The organism is Streptomyces sp. NPDC048361 (genome assembly GCF_040651795.1).
Classification (GTDB): domain Bacteria; phylum Actinomycetota; class Actinomycetes; order Streptomycetales; family Streptomycetaceae; genus Streptomyces.
In genome coordinates, this window is the sequence record NZ_JBEZKW010000020.1 from 1 (window position 1) to 19,307 (window position 19,307).

Sequence of the window (19,307 nt, forward strand, 5' to 3'; positions counted from 1 at the left end):
GATCCTCTCCCGCGCGAACCAGGCGCTGCCGGCCCCCGCTCGTGCGTACGGACTACTTCTCGGTGACGCCCGCCGAGTCGAACGTGGCGACCTCGTGCATGGCACGGGCCACGCTCTGCACCACCGGCAGGGCGAGCAGCGCGCCGGTCCCCTCGCCGAGGCGGAGGTCGAGGTCGACCAGGGGGCGCAGGCCCAGCTTGTTGAGGGCTGCCGCGTGGCCGGGTTCGGCGCTGCGGTGACCGGCGATGCACGCGGAGAGCACCTCGGGGGCGATCGCGCGGGCGACCAGGGCGGCCGCTCCGGTGCTGACGCCGTCGAGGATCACCGGCGTACGCAGCGACGCGCCGCCGAGCAGGAAGCCGACCAGAGCGGCGTGTTCCAGGCCGCCGATCGCGGCGAGCACGCCGATGGGGTCGGCCGGATCCGGCTGGTGCAGTTCGAGGGCGCGGCGTACGACGTCGACCTTGCGGGCGTGCGTCTCGTCGTTGATGCCGGTGCCGCGGCCGGTGACCTCGACCGGGTCGACGCCCGTGTAGAGGGAGATGAGGGCGGCCGACACGGTGGTGTTGGCGATGCCCATCTCGCCCGTCAGGAGCGCCTTGTTACCGGCGGCCACCAGGTCGCGGGCGGTCTCGATGCCGACCTCGATGGCGGCGACGGCTTCCTCACGGGTCATCGCAGGACCGGTCGTCATGTCGGCGGTGCCGGCCCGCACCTTGCGGGGCAACAGGCCGGGGGTGGCGGGGAGTTCGGAGGCGACGCCCACGTCGATGACGCAGACCTCGGCGCCGACCTGGTTGGCGAAGGCGTTGCAGACCGCGCCGCCGCCGAGGAAGTTGGCGACCATCTGGCCGGTGACTTCCTGCGGCCAGGGGGTGACGCCCTGGGCGTGGACGCCGTGATCGCCGGCGAAGATCGCGACGGCGGCCGGCTCCGGGATCGGCGGCGGGCACTTGCGCGAGAGACCGGACAGCTGCGCGGAGATGATCTCCAGCATGCCGAGCGCGCCCGCGGGCTTGGTCATCCGCTTCTGCCGCTCCCACGCCTCGCCGAGCGCCTTCGCGTCGAGGGGGCGGATGCCCGAGACGGTCTCCTGGAGCAGGTCGTGCGGGTCCTCGCCCGGCAGCGCGCGGCGGCCGTACGTCTCCTCGTGGACGACCCAGGACAGCGGACGGCGCTTGGACCAGCCCGCCTGCATCAGCTCGGGCTCGTCGGGGAACTCGTCGACGTAACCGACGCACAGGTAGGCGACGACTTCGAGGTGCTCGGGCAGGCCGAGGGCGCGGACCATCTCGCGCTCGTCGAAGAAGGAGACCCAGCCGACACCGAGGCCTTCGGCGCGGGCGGCGAGCCACAGGTTCTCCACGGCGAGCGCGGAGGAGTACGGGGCCATCTGCGGCTGCGTGTAGCGGCCGAGGGTGTGCCGGCCGCCGCGCGTGGGGTCGGCGGTGACCACGATGTTGACCGGCGTTTCGAGGATGGCCTCGATCTTCAGTTCCTTGAACTGCTTGGCCCGGCCCTTGGGCAGCGACTTGGCGTACGCCTCGCGCTGGCGCTGGGCGAGTTCGTGCATGGTGCGGCGGGTCTCGGCGGACCGGATCACCACGAAGTCCCAGGGCTGCGAGTGCCCGACGGAGGGCGCGGTGTGGGCCGCCTCCAGGACGCGCAGCAGCACCTCGTGCGGGATGGGGTCGGAGCGGAAGCCGTTGCGGATGTCGCGGCGCTCGCGCATGACGCGCAGCACGGCCTCGCGCTCGGCGTCGTCGTACCCGGGGGCGGCGGGCGCCTGCTCGGGGATGTCGACGACGTCCATGAGCTCTTCGGCCTCCGTGGCCTGCGCGGCCGGCGCCGTGTCGATGGCGTCCTGCTCCTGGGGCGCGGCCGGTTCGGCGACGGGTGCGCCCGCTTCGGCCGGGGCGGCCTGAGGCGCGAGGACCGCTTCGGGTGCGGCGGGGGCCTCGGGAGCCTGCGCCGCCGGGCCGGCGGCCGGGGCCCCGGCCGTGCTCGGCTGGTCCTGCTGCGGTACGAGGACGGGCTCGGGCACCTGGACCGGCTCGGGGGCGGCCGGCGCCTCGGCGGCGGGCTCCGCCGCGCCGGGCTGCTGGGGCGTCTGCTCCTCGACGGGGGCCTGCTGCAGCGGGACGGCTCCATGCGTGGGCGCCTGGTCCGGGGCGACCACGACGGGCTCCGCCCCGGGCGCGGCCACCTGCACGGGCTCGGCAGTCACGGGCTGCGGCGCGGCCGGAGCCTCTTCGGCCACGGGCTCGGCCACGGCCGGCTCGACAGGGAGCGGCTCGGCGGGGACGGGCGCGGTTGCCCCGGCTACGACCTGCTCGGGCGTCCCGGCTTCGGCCACGACCTGCTCGGGCACGGTCTGCTCAGCTACTGCCTGCTCCGGCACGGCCTGCTCGACTACGACCTGCTCGGGCACCACGGGCCCGGCGGCGGCAGGCGCGGCGTCGGCGGTCGCCTGCGCGGCCGGGGCCGGCTCCGTGGTGGGCGGTTCGGTGGCGAGGGGCTCGGCGACAGCGGCCTCGGCGGACGCGGGGTCGGCGGCCGCAGGGCCGGTCACGAGCTCCTCGGGCGCCACCGCCTCGACGGCGCTCGGCCCCTCGGGCTCGGTCGGCACCACCGGCTCGGGCCGCACGGCGGCGACGGCAGGCTCCGCGGCGACGGGCTCCGCGGCGACCGGCTCGGGCGTCGGCAGTACGTCCTCGGCTCCGGGCGCGGGCATGTGCGGCACGGGCGCGGCCTGCGCCGGGGCGGGCGCGAGGTGGGGGCCGGTCGGAACCGAGCCCTCCACAGGCACGAACTGGCCCGGCGCCTGGGGCAGGCTGCCCTGCTGCGGCGTCTGCGAAGCGCCCTGATGCATCGCTGAAGCGCCCTGCTGCATCGCCTGCTGGGCGACGAGCTGGTCCACGAGCAGCACTGGCCGTGCACCGGCCTGTGCCATCTGCGGGGCCGGCTGTCCGGCGGTGTGGGGCTGTGCGCCCGGTACCGCCGCGTGGGCCGCGAAGTCCTCGGGGACGACCGTTTCTGCAGCGGGTTCTGCGGCGGATTCTGCAGCGGGTTCTGCAGCCGGTGTTTCCACCGGGGGCATGGGCATGTTGAGGGACTCGTGGGGCGCGGAGCGCTGCTGAGGCGTCCATGCCATGCCACCCCCCGGCTGCATCTCCGCGAGCTGGGGTGCCGGGGGCTGCGTCGCGGCTCCCTCGCGCGGAACGTCCAGGTATTCGGGGCCTGCGGTGGGCGGCCCCTGGGTGCGGGCGGGCATCGCGTTCACGGGCGCGCCGGCCGGGCCCCGGTCGGCGAGGGACCGTACGACACCGGCGGAGGCGTCCGGCACCTGCGGGCCGAGGTGGAGCGGGCGGCGGGACGGCGGCGGGGTGGCGCTCGCGGGGGCCTGCGTGGTGCGGGCACCGCCGAGGTCGACGGAGCCCGTGTCCCGGCCACCGGTCTCGTGCGCGCCGGGTTCCGCGGCCGGGCCGGGTGCGGGCGGTGCGGCGACGGGGACCGCCGCGGACTGCGGGTCGATCCAGGCGCCCTGGGCGCCCGGCATCAGGAGCAGGTCGTCGTCGTCCACGGGGTTCGCCGAGCTGTCTGCGGGATCGAGGAAGGTGTAGGCGCCGGGAGCGGGGACGCCCGGCTGTTCCACCATGCCTGCGTTCTCCGGCAGTCCCTCGCCCGGGACCTGGCCGGTGTCAGTCATGCGTACCCCTCGCCCATCTGTAGTGCTCCTTCGGCCTGCGGCCCGGGGCCGCACACGCTCGGCATGTGCGGCACCCAGCGCTCAGTACGTATGCGCCGCGCGGTCGCGAACGGCCCGCGGGCGTCAACGACACCATGCATTGTCGCGGGCCTTCGCCGCCGTGGCGGTCAGTCTCGGCCACGGACCGTGTGGGCTGCGCCACGTTGCGCGTCCCCCGGTTGTGCCGTACCGCCGAAGGGTCCCAAAGCGGTTCCCTCGTCCGGCCCTTGGCGAGCGGAGCTCCGAACGGCCGGGGGCGGTACAACGATCGGCCAGCCTACCCTCCGCGACGCGCCGGAGGAGTCACAGGGATCTTTCTTTCCGCCTTCCGGAAAGCAGGAAGGCGACCGAGCGTTCGCGCTCCGACCAGGCGCTCGTGTCGAGGTCGACCGATTGGAGGAGCGCGCACTCGACGTCGTATCCGCCGGCGCTCAGAACGGCTCCCACGGCCTCCGCCTCGTCCCGGGTGGACGCGTGCGTCACGATGCGCTCCGGCCTGCGATCGGCGCACGCCTCGACGACCGCCGCGCCGCCGCCTCCGACGCGGACGACGTCGGGTTCGGGCAGCGACTCCAGGATGTGCGGGGCCTTGCCGCGGACGACCTGGAGCTGTACGCCGAAGCGGCGCGCGGTGGACTCGGTGCGCGCGCATGCCTCGGCGCCGTCGTCGACGGCGATCACGGCGGCGCCAAAGCGGGCCGCCTCCACGGAGAGCGCGCCGCTGCCGCAGCCGATGTCCCAGACGAGGTCGCCGACGCGCGGCCCGAGCCGGGCGAGTTGGGCGGCGCGCAGCTCCACCGACTCCCCGGATCCGAGTCCGGCGCCGTACTCGCGGGCGGGCAGCGCCCAGCCGCGCGGCGCCGAGGGGTAGCCGGGGGCGGGCCCGGCGAGCCAGCCCTCGCCTTCGCCCGACGGGCCGCCGCCGAGGACGATGACGACGTTGGGGTCGCGCCAGGCGTGGTCGGCGGCGTTCTCGGAGGTGAGGACGGTGACCTGTTCGCGGTCGCTGCCCAGCTCCTCGCAGATGACGAAGGTGCGGTGCACCCCTTCGAGGAGCAGCGCGAGTTCGGCGGGTCCGGCACCCGGCGAGGTGAGGACGCCGACCTTGGGGTGGGCGCGGCAGACGTTGACGGCGCGGCGCAGGGTGCGGGGGTGGGCGACGACGAGCTGGGCGTCGTCCCAGGGCATCCCGGCCCGGGCGAAGGCCCCGGCGACGGCGGAGACGGCGGGCACCACTTCGACTTCGAGGCCGTGCTCGGGGTCCCTGAGGGTGCGGACGACGCCGAAGAACCCGGGGTCACCGTCGGCGAGGACGACCGCGCTGCCGCGGTGTCCTGCGATGCGCCGGGCGGCCAGGCTGACGCTGCCGAGCCGGATGCGCTCGGCGCCGGCCGGCACCTCGGGGAGCGCGAGGTGGTGGGCGGCGCCCGCCACCAGGGTGGCCGCGGAGAGCGCGGAGGTGGCCGCGGGGGTGAGGGGCGAGCCGTCCCAGCCGATCACCGTGACGCGGTCGGCCATCTTCGTCAGACTCCAGGGTGGTGAGGCAGGACAGGTCGGGCGGCGGGTGTGCGGTGCCGGGTACGGACTTGAGGGTAGCTCCGGATTTCCGTTCGGGCCGTCGCCCTGCGGTCAGTTCCAGTCGGTGTAGGAGGCGTATCCGGCGTCCGCGAGCTGGTCGGCGACGCCGTCGAGGTCCTCCGGGAGCAGGCTCCACACGATGAGGTCGGTGCGGATGTCCGTCCAGCCGCCGTCCTCCGTCTGCGTACGCGCTATCCACGCGTTGCGCAGCACACCCTCGCTGATGCAGCCGATCTTCTGCGCGACTTGCTGGGATGCGGTGTTGTCGGCTGCGGTGCGCAGTTCGAGCCGCTCGAACCGCTGGTCGCGGAAGAGCCATTGGGCGGCGGCGAGCACGGCTTCGGTGGCGTATCCCTCGCCGCGCGCCCAGGGCGCCACGACGTAGCCGACCTCGGTGGCCAGGGTGCGCCAGTTGGTCTTCTGCAGGTGGACGATGCCGACGAGGCGCTGAGTGAGGAACTCGGTGACCGCCAGAACGATTCCTCGGCCCTCGGTGCGCTCGCGCGGGGCGATGTGGCGGACCCAGTCGTCGGCGTCGCGCGCGGTGTAGGGGTGGGGCACCCCGGTCCAGGCGACGACCTGTTCGTCGTTCATCATCTCGATGAGCGCGGGGGTGTCGGCGTCCTCGAAGGGGCGCAGCACGAGGCGGTCCGTGCTGATGGAGATGTCCGGGAACACCGGAAGGTGGGTAGTCATGTGCCGCTCCATGCCGTGGACCGCCTTGGGGACCGCGCCGGCCCGGGGGCCGCGTGGCCCGTCAACCTGTGAGGACCGTAAAGACACAGCATGCAGCATCGGGCCGTCGGCGCGCATGGCCGGGTGGCCGTAGCGACGAAGGTCCCGGACCCCTGGCGGGGTGTCCGGGACCTTCGTCCTGCCGTACGGGCAGGGCTACTTGGCAGGGCCGAAGGCCGGGACGACGGAGCCCGCGTACTTGTCGGTGATGAACTTCTTGACCTCGTCGGAGTTCAGGAGCTTGGCGAGCTTCTGGACGCGCGGGTCGTTCTCGTTGCCCTGCTTGACGGCGAGGAAGTTGGCGTAGGGGTTGTTGTCGGCCTTCTCCAGGGCGAGGGCGTCCTTGGAGGGCTTGAGGTTCGCCTCGATGGCGTAGTTGCCGTTGATGACGGCGGCGTCGACGTCGTTCAGGGCGCGGGGCAGCGTGGCGGCCTCCAGCTCCTTGAACTTCAGGCCCTTGCTGTCCTTGATGTCGGAGAGCTTGGCGCCGGAGCCGGCGCCGTCCTTCAGGGTGATCACGCCGTTGGCGGCGAGCAGTTGGAGCGCGCGGCCCTCGTTGGTGGTGTCGTTGGGAACGGCGACGGTCTGGCCGGGCGTGAGGTCCTTGAGCGACTTCACCTTGTGCGAGTAGACGCCGAGCGGCTCCAGCTCCACGTTGACGACGGGCACGATGTGGGTGCCGTTCTTCTTGTTGAAGTCGTCGAGGTAGGGCTTGTGCTGGAAGAAGTTGGCGTCGACCTGGCCCTGCTCGGTGGCGGTGTTGGGCAGGACGTAGTCGGTGAACTCCTTCACCTCCAGCTTGAGTCCGGCCTTGGCCGCCAGGTTGTCCTTGACGAACTTGAGGATGTCGGCGTGCGGCGTCGGGGACGCGGCGACGACGAGCGCCTTGGACTCGTCGGCCTTGGCGCCCGCGGGCTTGGGGTCGGAGGACGAGCCACAGGCGGTGAGGCCGACGGCGAGCGCGGCGGTGACGACGGCAGCAGCGGTGATCTTGGTGTTCTTACGCACGAAAAGTGCCTCTTTCCGGTGGTGCGGTGGGACGCCCGGACAAGGAGTACGGGCTGGGGGGGAGGAAGGTTCAGGAGGTCCGGCCGCGGCGGGCGAGCAGGCGTACGACGCCGTCGCCGAGCAGCTGGATCACGGTGACGATCACGATCAGGACGGCGACCGTGATGAGCATGAAGGTGGTCTCGAAGCGCTGGTAGCCGTAGGTGATGGCGACCGAGCCGAGGCCGCCGCCGCCGACCGCGCCGGCAAGCGCGGAGTAGCCGACCAGGGTGATCACGGTGGTGGTCATCGCGGAGATCAGCGAGGGCAGCGCCTGCGGGAGCAGCACCTTCCACACGAGGGTGGGGATGTTGCCGCCCATGGACTGGACGGCCTCGACGAGCCCGTGGTCGACCTCGCGCACGGCCGTCTCCACGAGGCGCGCGAAGAACGGGATGGCACCGATGGAGAGCGGCACGATCATGGCGCTGGGGCCGATGAAGGTGCCGACGGCCCACGTGGTGAAGGGGATGAGGGCGATCAGCAGGATGATGAACGGCAGCGACCGGCCGATGTTCACGATCACGCCGACGACCTTGTTCACCGGACGGTTCTGGAGCAGGCCGCCCTTGTCGGTGAGGACGAGCAGCACGCCGAGCGGCAGCCCGATCCCGATGGTGACGACGGTCGCCCAGAGCACCATGTAGAGACTGTCGTACGTGCCCTGCGACAGCAGCGGCTGCATCTCGGACCAGCTCACTTGGCACCTTCCTTCGCCAGGTCGAGCGCCTGGCCGTCGCCCGCGGCGCTGTCGTCGGTGGGGCTGTCGTCGACGACGTCCACCTGGAGGCCCTGCTCGCGCAGGAAGCCGACGGGGACGACGTTCTCCTCGTAGCGTCCTGGCAGTTCGATCCGCATCCGGCCGATCTGCTTGCCGGCGACGGTGTCCATCGCGGCGCCGAGGATCGAGATGTCGATGTTGTACGTCCGCGACAGCTGGGAGATGACCGGCTGGGTGGCCGCGTCGCCGTGGAACGTGACGTCGATGACGGTGTGCTCGGGGCTGGTGGCCCCGCCGGTCACCGGGAACAGCTCGGCGGCGAGCTCGGAGCCGGGGGTGGCGAGCAGGTCGCTCACCGTGCCGGACTCGATGACGCGGCCCCGGCGCATCAGCGCCGCGGAGTCGCAGACCGTCTTGACGACGTCCATCTCGTGCGTGATGAGCAGCACGGTGAGGCCGAGCTGCTGGTTGAGGTCGCGCAGGAGCTGGAGGATCGAGCGGGTGGTCTCGGGGTCGAGGGCGCTGGTGGCCTCGTCGGAGAGCAGCACCTTGGGGTCGCCGGCCAGGGCGCGGGCGATGCCGACGCGCTGCTTCTGGCCGCCGGAGAGCTGGGCGGGGTAGGCGCCCGCCTTGTCGGCGAGGCCGACGAGGTCGAGCAGGTCGAGGGCCTTGCGGGAGCGCTCCTTGCCGGAGACGCCGAGGATCTCGAGGGGCAGCTCGATGTTGTCCTGCACGGTGCGCGAGGACAGCAGGTTGAAGTGCTGGAAGACCATGCCGATGCGGGTGCGGGCCCGGCGCAGGTCCTTGCCGGCGCGGCGGCCGCGGCCGGCGAGCGCGGTGAGGTCGACGCCGTCGACGCTCACCGTGCCGGAGGTGGGGCGCTCCAGGAGGTTGACGCAGCGGATGAGAGAGGACTTGCCGGCGCCGCTCTGGCCGATGACGCCGTACACCTCGCCCTCGCGGACGTGCAGGTCGACGCCGTCGAGCGCGGTGATATCTCGTCCGCGCGACTGGTAGACCTTGGTCAGGCCCGTTGTGGTGATCACAGGATTTCCGTCACTGTCGAGTGCGCGGCGCGGGGTATGCCGGGCACGGGGCAAACGTGTTCGGGGCGCGGCTCGGCCCCTGCGGTGAATACCGGGGCGCGGTGTGCGCGGGGCAGGCCGGATCCGTAGGTTCTGGTACGGGACCGGGCGCGGCCGACGTGGTCTCGCTTCGGGGCGCGAGACTCAGGCGGGGACCCTCAGAAGGCGCACATTCGACACATACAACGAGCACCGGGCGTCATCATCGCCTCGGTCGCAAGGGTGCGGCTGCTCGTCGTGGTCATGGCGCAAGTAAAGCAGAACCGGTCAGGAACGAATCAGAGTTGTCCGCATACCGGACGCTCCTGGACTGCCATACGGACGGTCTCGCTCCGCGGCGGTGCTCTCCACACCACCCGTCGTGGCCTGCGCCGACACGGCCGAGAGGCCCTTCACCACCCCGTCCGCGACGAGCTCGCCGGCCCGGTGCGTTGTGGTCAAGGCCACGGTCGCCCTGGCCGGGCGCGGCCGGCGGCGAGCCCCGCCGGAGCCAGGCCTCCCGACCCTACGGGCGGGGGTGGGGGTGAGCGCAACGGGCCTTTCGGCCCGTAATACCCTCGACCCCATGCTCGATGCCCTGACGGTCGCGGTCGCCGTCGCCGCGCTCGCCCTCGCCGCCTGGTGCGGATATGCCGCATACCGGGACCAGGCCACCAAGGACTGGCACTTCATCGGCATGGCCGTGGTCGCCGTCCTCGCGCTGACCCAGCTGGTCGTCGGGCTCGTCCAGCTCGGCCGCGGCGAGCGGCCCGAACAGGGCGTCGCCATCTTCATCGCGTATCTGGCCGGAGCGTTCGCAGCCGTCCCGGCGGCGGGCTTCCTCTCGCTCTCCGAGCGGACCAAGTGGGGCTCGGTGACGGTGTCCGCGGGCGCCGTGGTGCTCGCCGTGCTCGAAGTGCGTCTCTACGACATCTGGGGAGGCTGACCGTGACCGAGTCCGCCACTGACACCACGCCCGCCGAGAAGGCCGAGAAGATCGGCTCCGGGCCCGGCCGGGTGCTCGTCTGGTTCTACGGCGTGTTCACCGTGGCCGCGGGGTCCCGCTCGATCGTCCAGACGATCACGGACTTCGGCAGGGCCCCGCTGGCTTACGTCCTGTCCGCGATCGCGGCCTGCGTGTACGGCTTCATCACGTACTCGCTGGTGCGCGGCGGCGAGAAGGCCCGCCGCGCGGCCCTGATGTGCTGCGCGGCGGAGCTCCTCTTCGTCCTGGTCGTCGGGACCTGGACCCTGGCGGACGCCTCCGCCTTCCCCGACTCCACGGTGTGGTCGGACTACGGTATGGACTACCTCTTCATCCCGGTGATCCTGCCGGTCCTCGGCATGCTGTGGCTCAGGCGCAACAAGCGCTAGACACCCCCTACGCGCTCGCGACGAACTCCTGGGCCGCCACGTCCTTTTCGAGGGTGATCAGGGACAGGCGCGCGCTCACCGGCTCGGTGGCGACCGTCGCGTAACCGTGCCTGCGGTACAGCCGCAGGTTCGACTCGCTGCGGTGGCCCGTGAAGAGCTGGAAGCGCTTGGCGGCGAGCCGCGCCGCGCAGTGGGCCTCGATGGCGTCCAGGAGGCGTCCGCCCAGCCCGTGCCCCTGCATCCGCGGGTGCACGATGAGCTTGTCGATGCGTCCGGTCCCGGAGCCGTCCACCCGGCCGCGTACGGATGCGATGATCTCGTCGCCGAGCCTGGCCACCAGGGCGTATCCCGTGGAGAGTTCGCCCCGCAGGTCGTCCAGGGTCTGGGTCAGGGGCTCGATCGAGTAGTCGCCGTAGAGCTCGGCCTCGCTCTGATAGCACAGGTACTGCAGCTTCATTATCTGCTCGGCATCCTGTGCGCCGGCCGCAGAGATGGTCACGCTCATGCCCATGTGTGCATGCCTCTCGCTCAACTGGTCCCCGATGGTCTACCGCTCCTTTCCCCCGCGTTCAGGAGCGGCAACCTCCGCCGCCAGCATTCTGCGCAAGCACCCCAGGCAACGGGAACGCATCGGCCCCAGGCTGCCCTGTGAGATATCCAACTCCCCTGCGATTTCCCGGTAGGTGGGATCGTGCGGTGAGAGCAGGGCGGTCAGGAGGCGGGGGCAGTTGCCGGGGGTGCGGCCGATCGCCGCGTGCAGCACGCGGCGCCGTTCGGCGCTGAGGGCGGCGAGTTCGGGCCCGGGGTCCGGGTCGGCCGCGCGTTCGCCGGCGTACGGGCTCTCCTGGCGGCGCAGCCACCGGGCCCGGCGCGCCTCGGCCCGCACGGCGGTGCGCACCCAGCGCGCCGGGGCCGGCATGTCCGCGGGCTGCTGCTCCAACAGCCTGAGCCAGACGGCCTGTTCGAGGTCGGCGGCGTCGACTCCGGTACCGACGGCCTCCGCGGCGGCCTCGGCGGCGAGGAGCGGGCTGAGTTCTGTGACGAGATCCATGCCGGGCGGGACGCACCCGCCGCGGAAGCCGGTTTCCGCGGCGGGCACTTGTCACTCGTACGGGGTGGGTGTCACGGGGTGGGTGTCACGGGGTGGGTGTCACGGGGTGGCTGTCACTGGGTGGCTGTCACTGCGTGGCTGTCACCGCGTGCGGAAGTCGTCGGCGGCGAGCAGCGCGGTGTCGGCGTTGTCGGAGAACACCGCGTCGATGCCGGTGGCGAAGTACGTCCTGAAGGCGCCGAACGCGTCGCCGTAGGCGTTGGGGTCGGTGCCGCGCCGGTACTCGGCCGGCAGGAAGGTGTTCTCGTTGCGCATCGTGTACGGGTGCAGGATCAGCCCGCGCGCGTGCGCGTCCCGTACGAGGGTGGTCGGCCGGGTCAGCTTCCCGTCGGCGTCCTTGGGGATGATCAGGTCGAGGGTGGGTCCGATGCCCTGGGCGTACGAGGCGATCCAGCGCAGGCCGGCCGGCTTGACCAGGTCGTCCACGGTGCGCGGATCACCGCTGACGACGAAGTCCCAGGGCTTGGTGCCGGCATTGGAGAGCAGCACCACCGACGGGGTGTCGACCAGCTTCGTCAGGCGCTGGATGCTGCTGGGCTCGAAGGACTGCAGGAACTGCGGGGCGTCGGCGCGGTGGCGCCCGTAGCGGCTAAGCAGGGAGACGAGCCGGTCTTCCAGGGGCAGCCCGATCCCGCGGAAGTAGGTGGGGTGCTTGGTCTCGGTGTGCAGCCAGATCCGGCGGCCGAGGCGGCGGCCCTGCTCCTGGGCCCAGCGCAATACCTCCTCGAAGGTGGGCACGTCCCAGCGGCCGTCGTAGAGCGTGTTGTGCTGCCGATTGCCCGGGATGCGCTCCTTGGCGCGCAGTGTCTTCAGCTCGGCGAGGGTGAAGTCCTCGGTGAACCATCCGGTGACGGCGGTCCCGTCGATGGTCTTGGTGGTCTTGCGGGACGCGAACTGGGGGTGCGCGGAGACGTCGGTCGTGGCCGAGATGTCGTTCTCGTGCCGGCACACCAGGTGCCCGTCCCTGGTGGGCACCACGTCCTGCTCGATGACGTGGGCGCCGAGGTCGAGGGCGTGCTGGTAGGAACCGAGGGTGTGCTCGGGCCGGTATCCGGCAGTGCCGCGGTGCCCTATGACGTACGGGACGGGCAGGTCACGGTAGCCGGACGGGTCGCCGCCCCGGTTCTGCGCGGCCACGGCCGGCGCCCCCGCGAGGCCCGTGGCCGCCGTGCCGAGCACGGCCGCGCCCGCCGCTCCCAGCACGGTGCGCCGCCCGGGGCTCATCCGCTCACCTGCAGTCATGAACACTCCTCAGTCGCCTCGGTCGTCGAATCGCGCGGGCTCGTTCCGAGCTCCCGCGCCCATGTCCCGCACCTGCCAAAGCGGGGAAATCGAGCGTAGGCGGAACGAGCTGAAGAGCGGGATGCTTCAGGGGTACACGAGGACCAAGGAGGGCCGAACCTGGCGGAAACAAGCGTCAATATCGCGTTTCCACTTCGTGAACCCGATGTGCGATCAGACGTGTGCCGCGAGTATCGTCCTCACCTGCACAGACTTCCGACATCCACCCAGACGACCCCGGAGGGCCCGTTGTCCCGCTTCGCGCTCATCAAGGCAGTGCTCGGACCGATCATGCGCCTGATGTTCCGCCCACAGGTGGAAGGCGCCGAGAACATCCCGGGCACCGGTCCAGTCATCCTCGCCGGCAACCACGTGACGTTCATCGACTCCATCGTGCTGCCCATCGTGTGCGACCGGCAGGTGTCCTTCATCGGGAAGGACGAGTACGTCACGGGCAAGGGGCTCAAGGGCCGGCTGATGGCCTGGTTCTTCACTGGCGTGGGAATGATCCCGGTCGACCGGGACGGCGCGAACGGGGGTGTGGCGGCGCTGATGACCGGTCGTCGCATCCTGGAGGACGGCCGGATGTTCGGCATCTACCCGGAGGGCACCCGCTCCCCCGATGGCCGCCTGTACCGAGGCCGCACGGGCGTCGCGCGGCTCACCCTGATGACGGGCGCGCCGGTCGTCCCCTTCGCGATGGTCGGCACGGACAAGCTCCAGCCGGGTGGTGCGGGGATGCCGCGGCCCGGCAAGGTGACGGTTCGCTTCGGTGAGCCGATGGAGTTCTCGCGGTACGAGGGGATGGGGCGGGACCGGTATGTTCTGCGGGCCGTCACGGATTCCGTGATGACCGAGGTCATGCGGCTGTCCGGCCAGGAGTACGTCGACATGTACGCCACCAAGGCCAAGGCGGCCTGACCCCGCCGCCCCAGCGAGTGGCTCACGCCAACACCGCCAGGGGTGCCCCAACCCGGCCGATCCAGCAAGCGGCTCGCGGCAGCGCAGCCAGGGCCGCACCCCAACCCCGCCGTTCCAGTAAGCGGCCAGGAGCGACCCACCCAAGGCCCCACCTGCACCCCGCCGAACCAGCAAGCGGCTCGCGGCAGCGCAGCCAGGGCCGCACCCCAACCCCGCCGTTCCAGCAGGCGGCCAGGAGCAACCCACCCAGGGCCGCACCCCGACCCCGCCGTTCCAGCAGGCGGCCAGGAGCAACCCACCCAGGGGCGCGGGGAACTGCGCGACCAGCCACCGCCGACCGGCACCCGAACATCCAGCACCGGGGCCGCAGCCCATCACGCCGCCCGCAGGCCGTGGCAGGCTGAACGCGCAGTTCCCCGCGCCCCCTGGCGGGGCCGGGGTCGAGACGGTCAGTGTTCGGGGGATTCGCCCAGGCGCTGGCCACGCAGCAGGAACCACGCCGCCGTAGCCGTGGCGAAGAGAACCACCGCCCCCACCCCCGCCGCCACCTGAAACCCGGACGTAAACGCATCCCGCGCAGCGGAAAGCATCGCGTGGGCCTGCTCCGACGGCAGCCGCCCCGCCGCCTCCACCGCCCCGCCGAGCGAGTCGTGCGCCTCGGCCGCGATCTCCCCGGGGACGCCGGCCGGGACCTGGAAGCCCCGGTAGATCCCGGTAACCACGGAGCCGAGCAGCGCGATACCGAGGGCCGCGCCGAGTTCGTACGCCGTCTCGGAGACCGCCGACGCCGCACCGGCCTGCTCCTTGGGCACGCCGCCCAGGATGACGTCGGCCGTCACCGTGAAGGCGAGCCCCGCGCCGAGACCGCCCACGAACAGGGCGATGCCGAGCGAGAGGAAGCCGGTGTCCGCGCCGAGCACCACGCACGCGGCCAGGGCGAGCCCGACGGCGGCGAGTCCGCCCGCGACCGCGCCCCGCACCGAGGTCCGCCGGGCGATCGTGCCCGCCGCGAGCCCCGTACCCACCGCTCCCACCGCCGCCGGCAGTTCGATGAGCCCCGCCTCCAACGGCGAGCGCTGCTGCACCAGTTGGAGGAATTGGGAGAGGAAGAAGACCAGGCCGGACAGGCCGAGGATGGTCAGCAGGTCGGCGAGTACGGCCCCGGAGAACCCCCGGTGGTGGAAGAGCCGGATGTCCAGGAGCGGTGAGGCGAGCGTGCGCTGGCGCCGTACGAACCAGATCAGCGCGGCGACCCCGAGCACCGCGGCGACCGCGATGTCCCAGCGGAACCCGTTGACCGCGGCCTCCTTCACGGCGTACACCACCGCGACCACGCCGACCAGGGAGAGGCCCACGCTGAGCAGGTCCCAGGGCCCCGGGTCCGGGTCGCGCGATTCGGGCAGCAGCTTGATGCCGACGAGGACGAGGACGGCCATGACCGGCAGGTTGATGAGGAAGACCGAGCCCCACCAGAAGTTTTCCAGCAGGAATCCGCCGACGACCGGCCCGACCGCCGTGCCGGCGGAGGCCGCGGCGCCCCAGATGCCGATGGCGAGGCTGCGCTCCCTGGGGTCGTGGAAGATGTTGCGGATCAGGGCGAGCGTGGACGGCATCAGGGTCGCGCCCGCGATGCCGAGCAGCGCCCGGGCCACGATCATCATCTCGGGGCTCGACGCGTAGGCGTTGAGCACGGACACCGCACCGAAGGCCACGGCTCCCGAGAGCAGGAGCTTCTTGCGGCCGATGCGGTCGCCGAGACTGCCCATGGAGACGAGCAGTCCGGCGATGACGAACGAGTAGACGTCACCGATCCACAGCAGTTGGGTGCCGGACGGCTTCAGGTCTTCACTGAGGAAGGGCGTGGCGAGGCCGAGGACCGTCGCGTCGACGGCGACGAGCAGGACGGCGAGGACGAGTACCGCGAGCGCGAGCCAGCGGCCCATCGGGCCGACGGCCTGGGGCGCGCGGTGCTGGGTGGCGGTCACTTCTCCACGCTCCGCCGTACACCGCCGAGCAGCAACTCGACGATCATGTACTGGAAGTCCTTGGTGGCGACGCGGCCGTCCTGTACGGCCCAGGCCGCGGCGCCGATCAACCCGTACAGGGCCTCGGTGAGCCAGGCGGGGGTGAGGTCGATGCGGAACTCGCCCTGCTCCTGTCCGCGCCGGAAGAGCGTGGAGACGCGGGCGTCGATGCGGGCCCAGCCCTCGTGCTGCTGCTCGCCCTCGAAGAGCTGGTTCTCGGTGACGAGGAAGGCGAGGAGGCCCGCGACGGGTTCGACCTCGGCGACCATGCGGCGCAGCGCGTCCGATGCGGCGCCGTGCTCCAGACGGGCGGCGTCGAGCGCGGCCTCCAGCTCGCGGATGCCGAGTTCTTCCAGCGCTCTGACGAGGGCCTCACGCCCGGCGAAGTGCCGGTGCAGCGTGGCCCGGCCGATTCCCGCGGCGCGGGCGACCTCGTCCATGGTGGCGGTGGCTTTGCGGGTGAGGAGGGCGGCGGCGGTGCGGAGTACCTGGTCTCGGTCCACGGTCATGAGACAAGCCTAGCCCCGGTGAGACACTAACGTCTCATCAGGGCCAGGGGGTCACGCTGCGGCGGGTTCTACTTCGTCGCAGCCGCCCAGGCGTGCTGCACCGCCAAGTCGGCCTTGATCTCGGCGAGTTGGACGGCGACGGCCGAGGGGGCGGTGCCACCACGGCCGCTGCGGGAGGCGAGCGCGCCCTTGACGTTGAGGACCGTACGGACCTCGGGGGTCAGATGCGCGGAGATCTTCGCGAACTGCTCGTCGGTGAGCTGGTCGAGCTCGATGCCGTGCGCCTCGCACTCCTTGACGCACTCCCCCGCGACCTCGTGCGCCACGCGGAACGGCACGCCCTGCTTGACCAGCCATTCGGCGATGTCGGTGGCGAGCGAGAAGCCGGCCGGGGCAAGCTCCTCCATGCGCTCCCGGTTGACGGTGAGGGTGGCCATCATCCCGGTGAAGGCGGGCAGCAGCACCTCCAGCTGGTCACAGGAGTCAAAGACCGGCTCCTTGTCCTCCTGGAGGTCACGGTTGTACGCGAGCGGCAGCGCCTTCAGGGTCGCCATCAGGCCGGTGAGGTTGCCGATGAGGCGGCCCGACTTGCCGCGCGCGAGCTCGGCGATGTCCGGGTTCTTCTTCTGCGGCATGATCGACGAGCCGGTCGAGAACGCGTCGTGCAGGGTGACGAAGGAGAACTCCTTCGTGTTCCAGATGATGATCTCCTCGGCGATCCGTGACAGGTTCACCCCGATCATCGCCGTGATGAAGGCGAACTCGGCGACGAAGTCGCGGGAGGCCGTGCCGTCGATGGAGTTGCCGACCGAGCCGTGCTCGAAGCCGAGGTCGGCGGCGACCGCCTCCGGGTCGAGCCCGAGCGAGGAGCCGGCGAGCGCGCCGGAACCGTACGGCGACACCGCGGTCCGCTCGTCCCACTGCCGCAGCCGCTCGGCGTCCCGCGAGAGCGACTGGACGTGGGCGAGCACATGGTGAGCGAAGAGGACCGGCTGCGCGTGCTGGAGGTGGGTGCGGCCCGGCATGGCGACATCCGGGTGCGCCTCGGCGAGGCCGACCAGGGCGTCCTGAAGCTCGGCGATCAGGCCGGCGATGATCCGGGCGTGATCGCGCAGGTACATCCGGAAGAGCGTGGCGACCTGGTCGTTGCGGGACCGGCCGGCGCGCAGCTTGCCGCCGAGGTCGGGGCCGAGGCGCTCCAGGAGGCCGCGCTCCAGGGCGGTGTGGCAGTCCTCGTCGGCGATGGTGCCGACGAACGTACCGTCGGCGACATCGCTCGCCAGCTGGTCCAGGCCCGCGAGCATCCGCTGGAGCTCGTCGGCGGTGAGCAGGCCGGCCGTGTGGAGCACGCGGGCGTGGGCGCGGGAGCCCGCGATGTCGTACGGGGCGAGCCGCCAGTCGAAGTGGACCGAGGCGGACAGCTTCGCCAGCGCCTCGGCGGGACCGTCGGCGAACCGGGCGCCCCAGAGCCGGACGTCACCGTTGTTGCTGCTCACAGCTCAAGCTCCTCAGAAGTGGATGTGCCGCCGCCTCCCCGCCGCGGAGGAGCGGGAAGACGGCCGTACAACGAATCGCGCCCGCCCAAGGTCGCGCCTGGCGGCGATGTCGACGATAGGCATAACTATGCAATGCTCCGTATGTTCTGTCAATGCGCTTCCCGTCGGGTACCCCGCCACTCGCCGCGCTCCGGGGGCCGGAACCCAATCCGACCCGTGGGAAAGACTCACGAACGCATACACGGACGCCTGCAGAGCTTCATCGAGGAGCAGCACATCCCGTCTGAGGCAGGCCGGGTCCTGCGTACGGAGCAATCGCGGCCGGTTCGGGCGGCCGGGCCCGGTGCGGGCGCATACGGTCCGGAACATGCGCATCGCCGCCCTGCTCCTCGCGTCCCTGCTGATTCCGCTCGCCGCGCCGGCCCACGCCACGCCCACCCACGCAGGGCCGGCCCACGCCACCCCCGCCCCCGCCACGCCGCTCCCCGAGCGCATGGCCCGTACCGGCGGCGGAAGTCAGCTCCTGACCGCCGAGGCGAGCGGCCTCGGCGCGACCACCGGCCGGCTGACCTGGTGGGACCTGCGCGCCGGGCACTGGGTCGAGGCGGGTTCGGCCCCCGCCAGGTTCGGCGCGAAGGGCCTGGCCGAGGGCGACGCCCGGGTCCAGGGCACCGACACCACGCCGACCGGCCTGTTCGCGCTGCCGTACGCCTTCGGGGTGGCGGCCGCACCGCCCGGCACCCGCTACCCCTACCGGCGTGCCACCGACCGGTCCTGGTGGTGCGAGGACAACGAGTCCCGCGCCTACAACCGCTGGGTGGAGGGCCTGCCCAAGGACTGCAGGGCGGCCGAGTCGGAGCATCTGACGGCGTACGCGAGCCAGTACGCCCGGGCCATGGTCATCGCCTTCAACTACGAGCGGCCGGTACGCGGCCGGGGCGCCGGGATCTTCCTGCACGTCAACGGGCGCGGCGCGACCGCCGGCTGTGTGTCGGTGCCCGCCGAGGCCATGGACCGGGTACTGGCCTGGGCGGACCCCGGGCGCCTCCCGCACATCGCGATCGGCACGGACACCGGTCCGACCGCGATCACCCGCTACTGAACTCGCTTACCACGGGCGGGAGTTGGGGGAACAACCCCCAACTCCCGTCAGCGGTGGTCGCTCTGGGCCAGCCGCAGCAGATGGTCGGCGAGAGCCTGACCGCCCGTCGGGTCGCGGCTGATCAGCATCAGCGTGTCGTCGCCCGCGATCGTGCCGAGGATGTCGTGCAGTTCGGCCTGATCGATGGCGGAGGCGAGGAACTGGGCGGCGCCGGGCGGGGTGCGCAGCACCACCAGGTTGGCGGAGGCCTCCGCGGAGATCAGCAGCTCGGCGGAGAGCCGGCGCATCCGCTCCTCCTTCGCCGACTCGCCGAGCGGCGCCTTCGGCGTGCGGAACCCGCCCTCGCTGGGCACCGCATAGATCAGCTCGCCGCCGGTGTTGCGGATCTTCACCGCGCCCAGCTCGTCGAGGTCGCGCGAGAGCGTCGCCTGGGTGACGCTCAGCCCGTCGTCCGCGAGCAGCTTGGCAAGCTGGCTCTGGGACCGCACCGGCTGCCGGTTGAGGATGTCCACGATCCGGCGGTGGCGGGCGGTGCGGGTCTGCGGTACGGCGGGGCCGCCCGGCTCGAAGTCCTGCGCCTCGTCGGTCATCGTCGT

The 19,307-nt window shown here is 72.0% G+C and carries 16 protein-coding genes and 2 pseudogenes; 4 read left to right on the forward strand and 14 right to left on the reverse strand.

Annotation, left to right across the window (positions count from 1 at the left end):
* Window positions 1–52: 52 nt before the first annotated feature.
* The 7 genes and pseudogenes from cobT to AB0D31_RS14180 all read right to left on the reverse strand — a co-directional run.
* The gene (cobT, locus tag AB0D31_RS14150) at window positions 53–3,709 is read right to left on the reverse strand and encodes a nicotinate-nucleotide--dimethylbenzimidazole phosphoribosyltransferase (protein WP_362721684.1); all 3,657 of its coding nucleotides are present in this window, start codon (window positions 3,707–3,709) and stop codon (window positions 53–55) included.
* A gap of 342 nt (window positions 3,710–4,051) precedes the next feature.
* Window positions 4,052–5,266: a precorrin-6y C5,15-methyltransferase (decarboxylating) subunit CbiE gene (cbiE, locus tag AB0D31_RS14155; protein WP_362721687.1), complete on the reverse strand. Its 1,215-nt coding sequence runs from the start codon at window positions 5,264–5,266 to the stop codon at window positions 4,052–4,054.
* A gap of 111 nt (window positions 5,267–5,377) precedes the next feature.
* The gene (locus AB0D31_RS14160) at window positions 5,378–6,034 is read right to left on the reverse strand and encodes a GNAT family N-acetyltransferase (protein WP_362721690.1); all 657 of its coding nucleotides are present in this window, start codon (window positions 6,032–6,034) and stop codon (window positions 5,378–5,380) included.
* A 183-nt stretch (window positions 6,035–6,217) separates the two neighbouring features.
* Window positions 6,218–7,069, reverse strand: a complete 852-nt coding sequence (locus tag AB0D31_RS14165) for a MetQ/NlpA family ABC transporter substrate-binding protein (RefSeq protein ID WP_362721693.1) — start codon at window positions 7,067–7,069, stop codon at window positions 6,218–6,220.
* A 70-nt stretch (window positions 7,070–7,139) separates the two neighbouring features.
* Window positions 7,140–7,808 carry a methionine ABC transporter permease gene (locus AB0D31_RS14170; RefSeq protein WP_362721696.1) on the reverse strand — a complete coding sequence of 223 codons (669 nt, stop codon included), beginning with the start codon at window positions 7,806–7,808 and terminating at the stop codon, window positions 7,140–7,142.
* Window positions 7,805–8,875: an ATP-binding cassette domain-containing protein gene (locus tag AB0D31_RS14175; protein ID WP_362721699.1), complete on the reverse strand. Its 1,071-nt coding sequence runs from the start codon at window positions 8,873–8,875 to the stop codon at window positions 7,805–7,807. Before AB0D31_RS14175 ends, AB0D31_RS14170 begins: the two co-directional genes overlap by 4 nt.
* Window positions 8,876–9,253: 378 nt before the next feature.
* Window positions 9,254–9,364: pseudogene (locus tag AB0D31_RS14180) on the reverse strand (HAD family hydrolase); the annotation flags it as partial.
* A gap of 115 nt (window positions 9,365–9,479) precedes the next feature.
* Between AB0D31_RS14180 and AB0D31_RS14185 the strand changes: the two are divergent.
* Window positions 9,480–9,839, forward strand: a complete 360-nt coding sequence (locus AB0D31_RS14185) for a hypothetical protein (protein WP_362721702.1) — start codon at window positions 9,480–9,482, stop codon at window positions 9,837–9,839.
* Window positions 9,840–9,841: 2 nt separating this feature from the next.
* Complete coding sequence (locus AB0D31_RS14190) at window positions 9,842–10,267, forward strand: hypothetical protein (protein ID WP_362721704.1); 426 nt, start codon at window positions 9,842–9,844, stop codon at window positions 10,265–10,267.
* 7 nt (window positions 10,268–10,274) lie between these two features.
* Here AB0D31_RS14190 and AB0D31_RS14195 read toward each other — a convergent pair whose 3' ends face one another.
* From AB0D31_RS14195 to AB0D31_RS14205, 3 genes are all read right to left on the reverse strand, one after another.
* Window positions 10,275–10,778 carry a GNAT family N-acetyltransferase gene (locus AB0D31_RS14195; protein ID WP_362721707.1) on the reverse strand — a complete coding sequence of 168 codons (504 nt, stop codon included), beginning with the start codon at window positions 10,776–10,778 and terminating at the stop codon, window positions 10,275–10,277.
* A 36-nt stretch (window positions 10,779–10,814) separates the two neighbouring features.
* Window positions 10,815–11,318, reverse strand: a complete 504-nt coding sequence (locus AB0D31_RS14200) for a sigma-70 family RNA polymerase sigma factor (protein WP_362721709.1) — start codon at window positions 11,316–11,318, stop codon at window positions 10,815–10,817.
* Window positions 11,319–11,459: 141 nt separating this feature from the next.
* Window positions 11,460–12,620, reverse strand: coding sequence for a glycerophosphodiester phosphodiesterase (locus tag AB0D31_RS14205; RefSeq protein WP_362721712.1), 1,161 nt, complete (start codon window positions 12,618–12,620; stop codon window positions 11,460–11,462).
* 205 nt (window positions 12,621–12,825) lie between these two features.
* On the opposite strand from AB0D31_RS14205, the pseudogene AB0D31_RS14210 reads away from it, so the two are divergent.
* Window positions 12,826–13,580, forward strand: a pseudogene (locus tag AB0D31_RS14210) (lysophospholipid acyltransferase family protein).
* 449 nt (window positions 13,581–14,029) lie between these two features.
* Here AB0D31_RS14210 and AB0D31_RS14215 read toward each other — a convergent pair.
* From AB0D31_RS14215 to argH, 3 genes are all read right to left on the reverse strand, one after another.
* Window positions 14,030–15,523 (reverse strand): MFS transporter, encoded by a 1,494-nt coding sequence (locus AB0D31_RS14215; RefSeq protein ID WP_362721914.1) that lies wholly within the window; start codon window positions 15,521–15,523, stop codon window positions 14,030–14,032.
* Window positions 15,524–15,561: 38 nt separating this feature from the next.
* On the reverse strand, window positions 15,562–16,113 hold the full coding sequence (locus AB0D31_RS14220) for a helix-turn-helix domain-containing protein (RefSeq protein WP_362721714.1): 552 nt from the start codon (window positions 16,111–16,113) through the stop codon (window positions 15,562–15,564).
* Window positions 16,114–16,181: 68 nt separating this feature from the next.
* Window positions 16,182–17,609 (reverse strand): argininosuccinate lyase, encoded by a 1,428-nt coding sequence (argH, locus tag AB0D31_RS14225; protein WP_362721717.1) that lies wholly within the window; start codon window positions 17,607–17,609, stop codon window positions 16,182–16,184.
* 367 nt (window positions 17,610–17,976) lie between these two features.
* Here argH and AB0D31_RS14230 point away from each other — a divergent pair, with 367 nt between their 5' ends.
* Complete coding sequence (locus AB0D31_RS14230; RefSeq protein ID WP_362721720.1) at window positions 17,977–18,711, forward strand: L,D-transpeptidase family protein; 735 nt, start codon at window positions 17,977–17,979, stop codon at window positions 18,709–18,711.
* Between the two features lie 47 nt (window positions 18,712–18,758).
* Here the strand turns inward: AB0D31_RS14230 and AB0D31_RS14235 are convergent, their stop codons facing one another.
* A complete protein-coding gene (locus AB0D31_RS14235; RefSeq protein WP_328313889.1) occupies window positions 18,759–19,301 on the reverse strand; it encodes an arginine repressor in 543 nt (180 codons plus the stop codon).
* Window positions 19,302–19,307 lie beyond the last annotated feature (6 nt).

What these genes read in the sequence shown, in the direction of transcription:
- cobT (WP_362721684.1), bottom strand. Translation starts at nt 3,709, where the DNA reads ATGACTGACACCGGCCAGGTCCCGGGCGAGGGACTGCCGGAGAACGCA.
- cbiE (WP_362721687.1), bottom strand. Translation starts at nt 5,266, where the DNA reads ATGGCCGACCGCGTCACGGTGATCGGCTGGGACGGCTCGCCCCTCACC.
- AB0D31_RS14160 (WP_362721690.1), bottom strand. Translation starts at nt 6,034, where the DNA reads ATGGAGCGGCACATGACTACCCACCTTCCGGTGTTCCCGGACATCTCC.
- AB0D31_RS14185 (WP_362721702.1), top strand. Translation starts at nt 9,480, where the DNA reads ATGCTCGATGCCCTGACGGTCGCGGTCGCCGTCGCCGCGCTCGCCCTC.
- AB0D31_RS14195 (WP_362721707.1), bottom strand. Translation starts at nt 10,778, where the DNA reads ATGGGCATGAGCGTGACCATCTCTGCGGCCGGCGCACAGGATGCCGAG.
- AB0D31_RS14200 (WP_362721709.1), bottom strand. Translation starts at nt 11,318, where the DNA reads ATGGATCTCGTCACAGAACTCAGCCCGCTCCTCGCCGCCGAGGCCGCC.
- AB0D31_RS14205 (WP_362721712.1), bottom strand. Translation starts at nt 12,620, where the DNA reads ATGACTGCAGGTGAGCGGATGAGCCCCGGGCGGCGCACCGTGCTGGGA.
- AB0D31_RS14215 (WP_362721914.1), bottom strand. Translation starts at nt 15,523, where the DNA reads ATGGGCCGCTGGCTCGCGCTCGCGGTACTCGTCCTCGCCGTCCTGCTC.
- AB0D31_RS14220 (WP_362721714.1), bottom strand. Translation starts at nt 16,113, where the DNA reads ATGACCGTGGACCGAGACCAGGTACTCCGCACCGCCGCCGCCCTCCTC.
- AB0D31_RS14230 (WP_362721720.1), top strand. Translation starts at nt 17,977, where the DNA reads ATGCGCATCGCCGCCCTGCTCCTCGCGTCCCTGCTGATTCCGCTCGCC.
- AB0D31_RS14235 (WP_328313889.1), bottom strand. Translation starts at nt 19,301, where the DNA reads ATGACCGACGAGGCGCAGGACTTCGAGCCGGGCGGCCCCGCCGTACCG.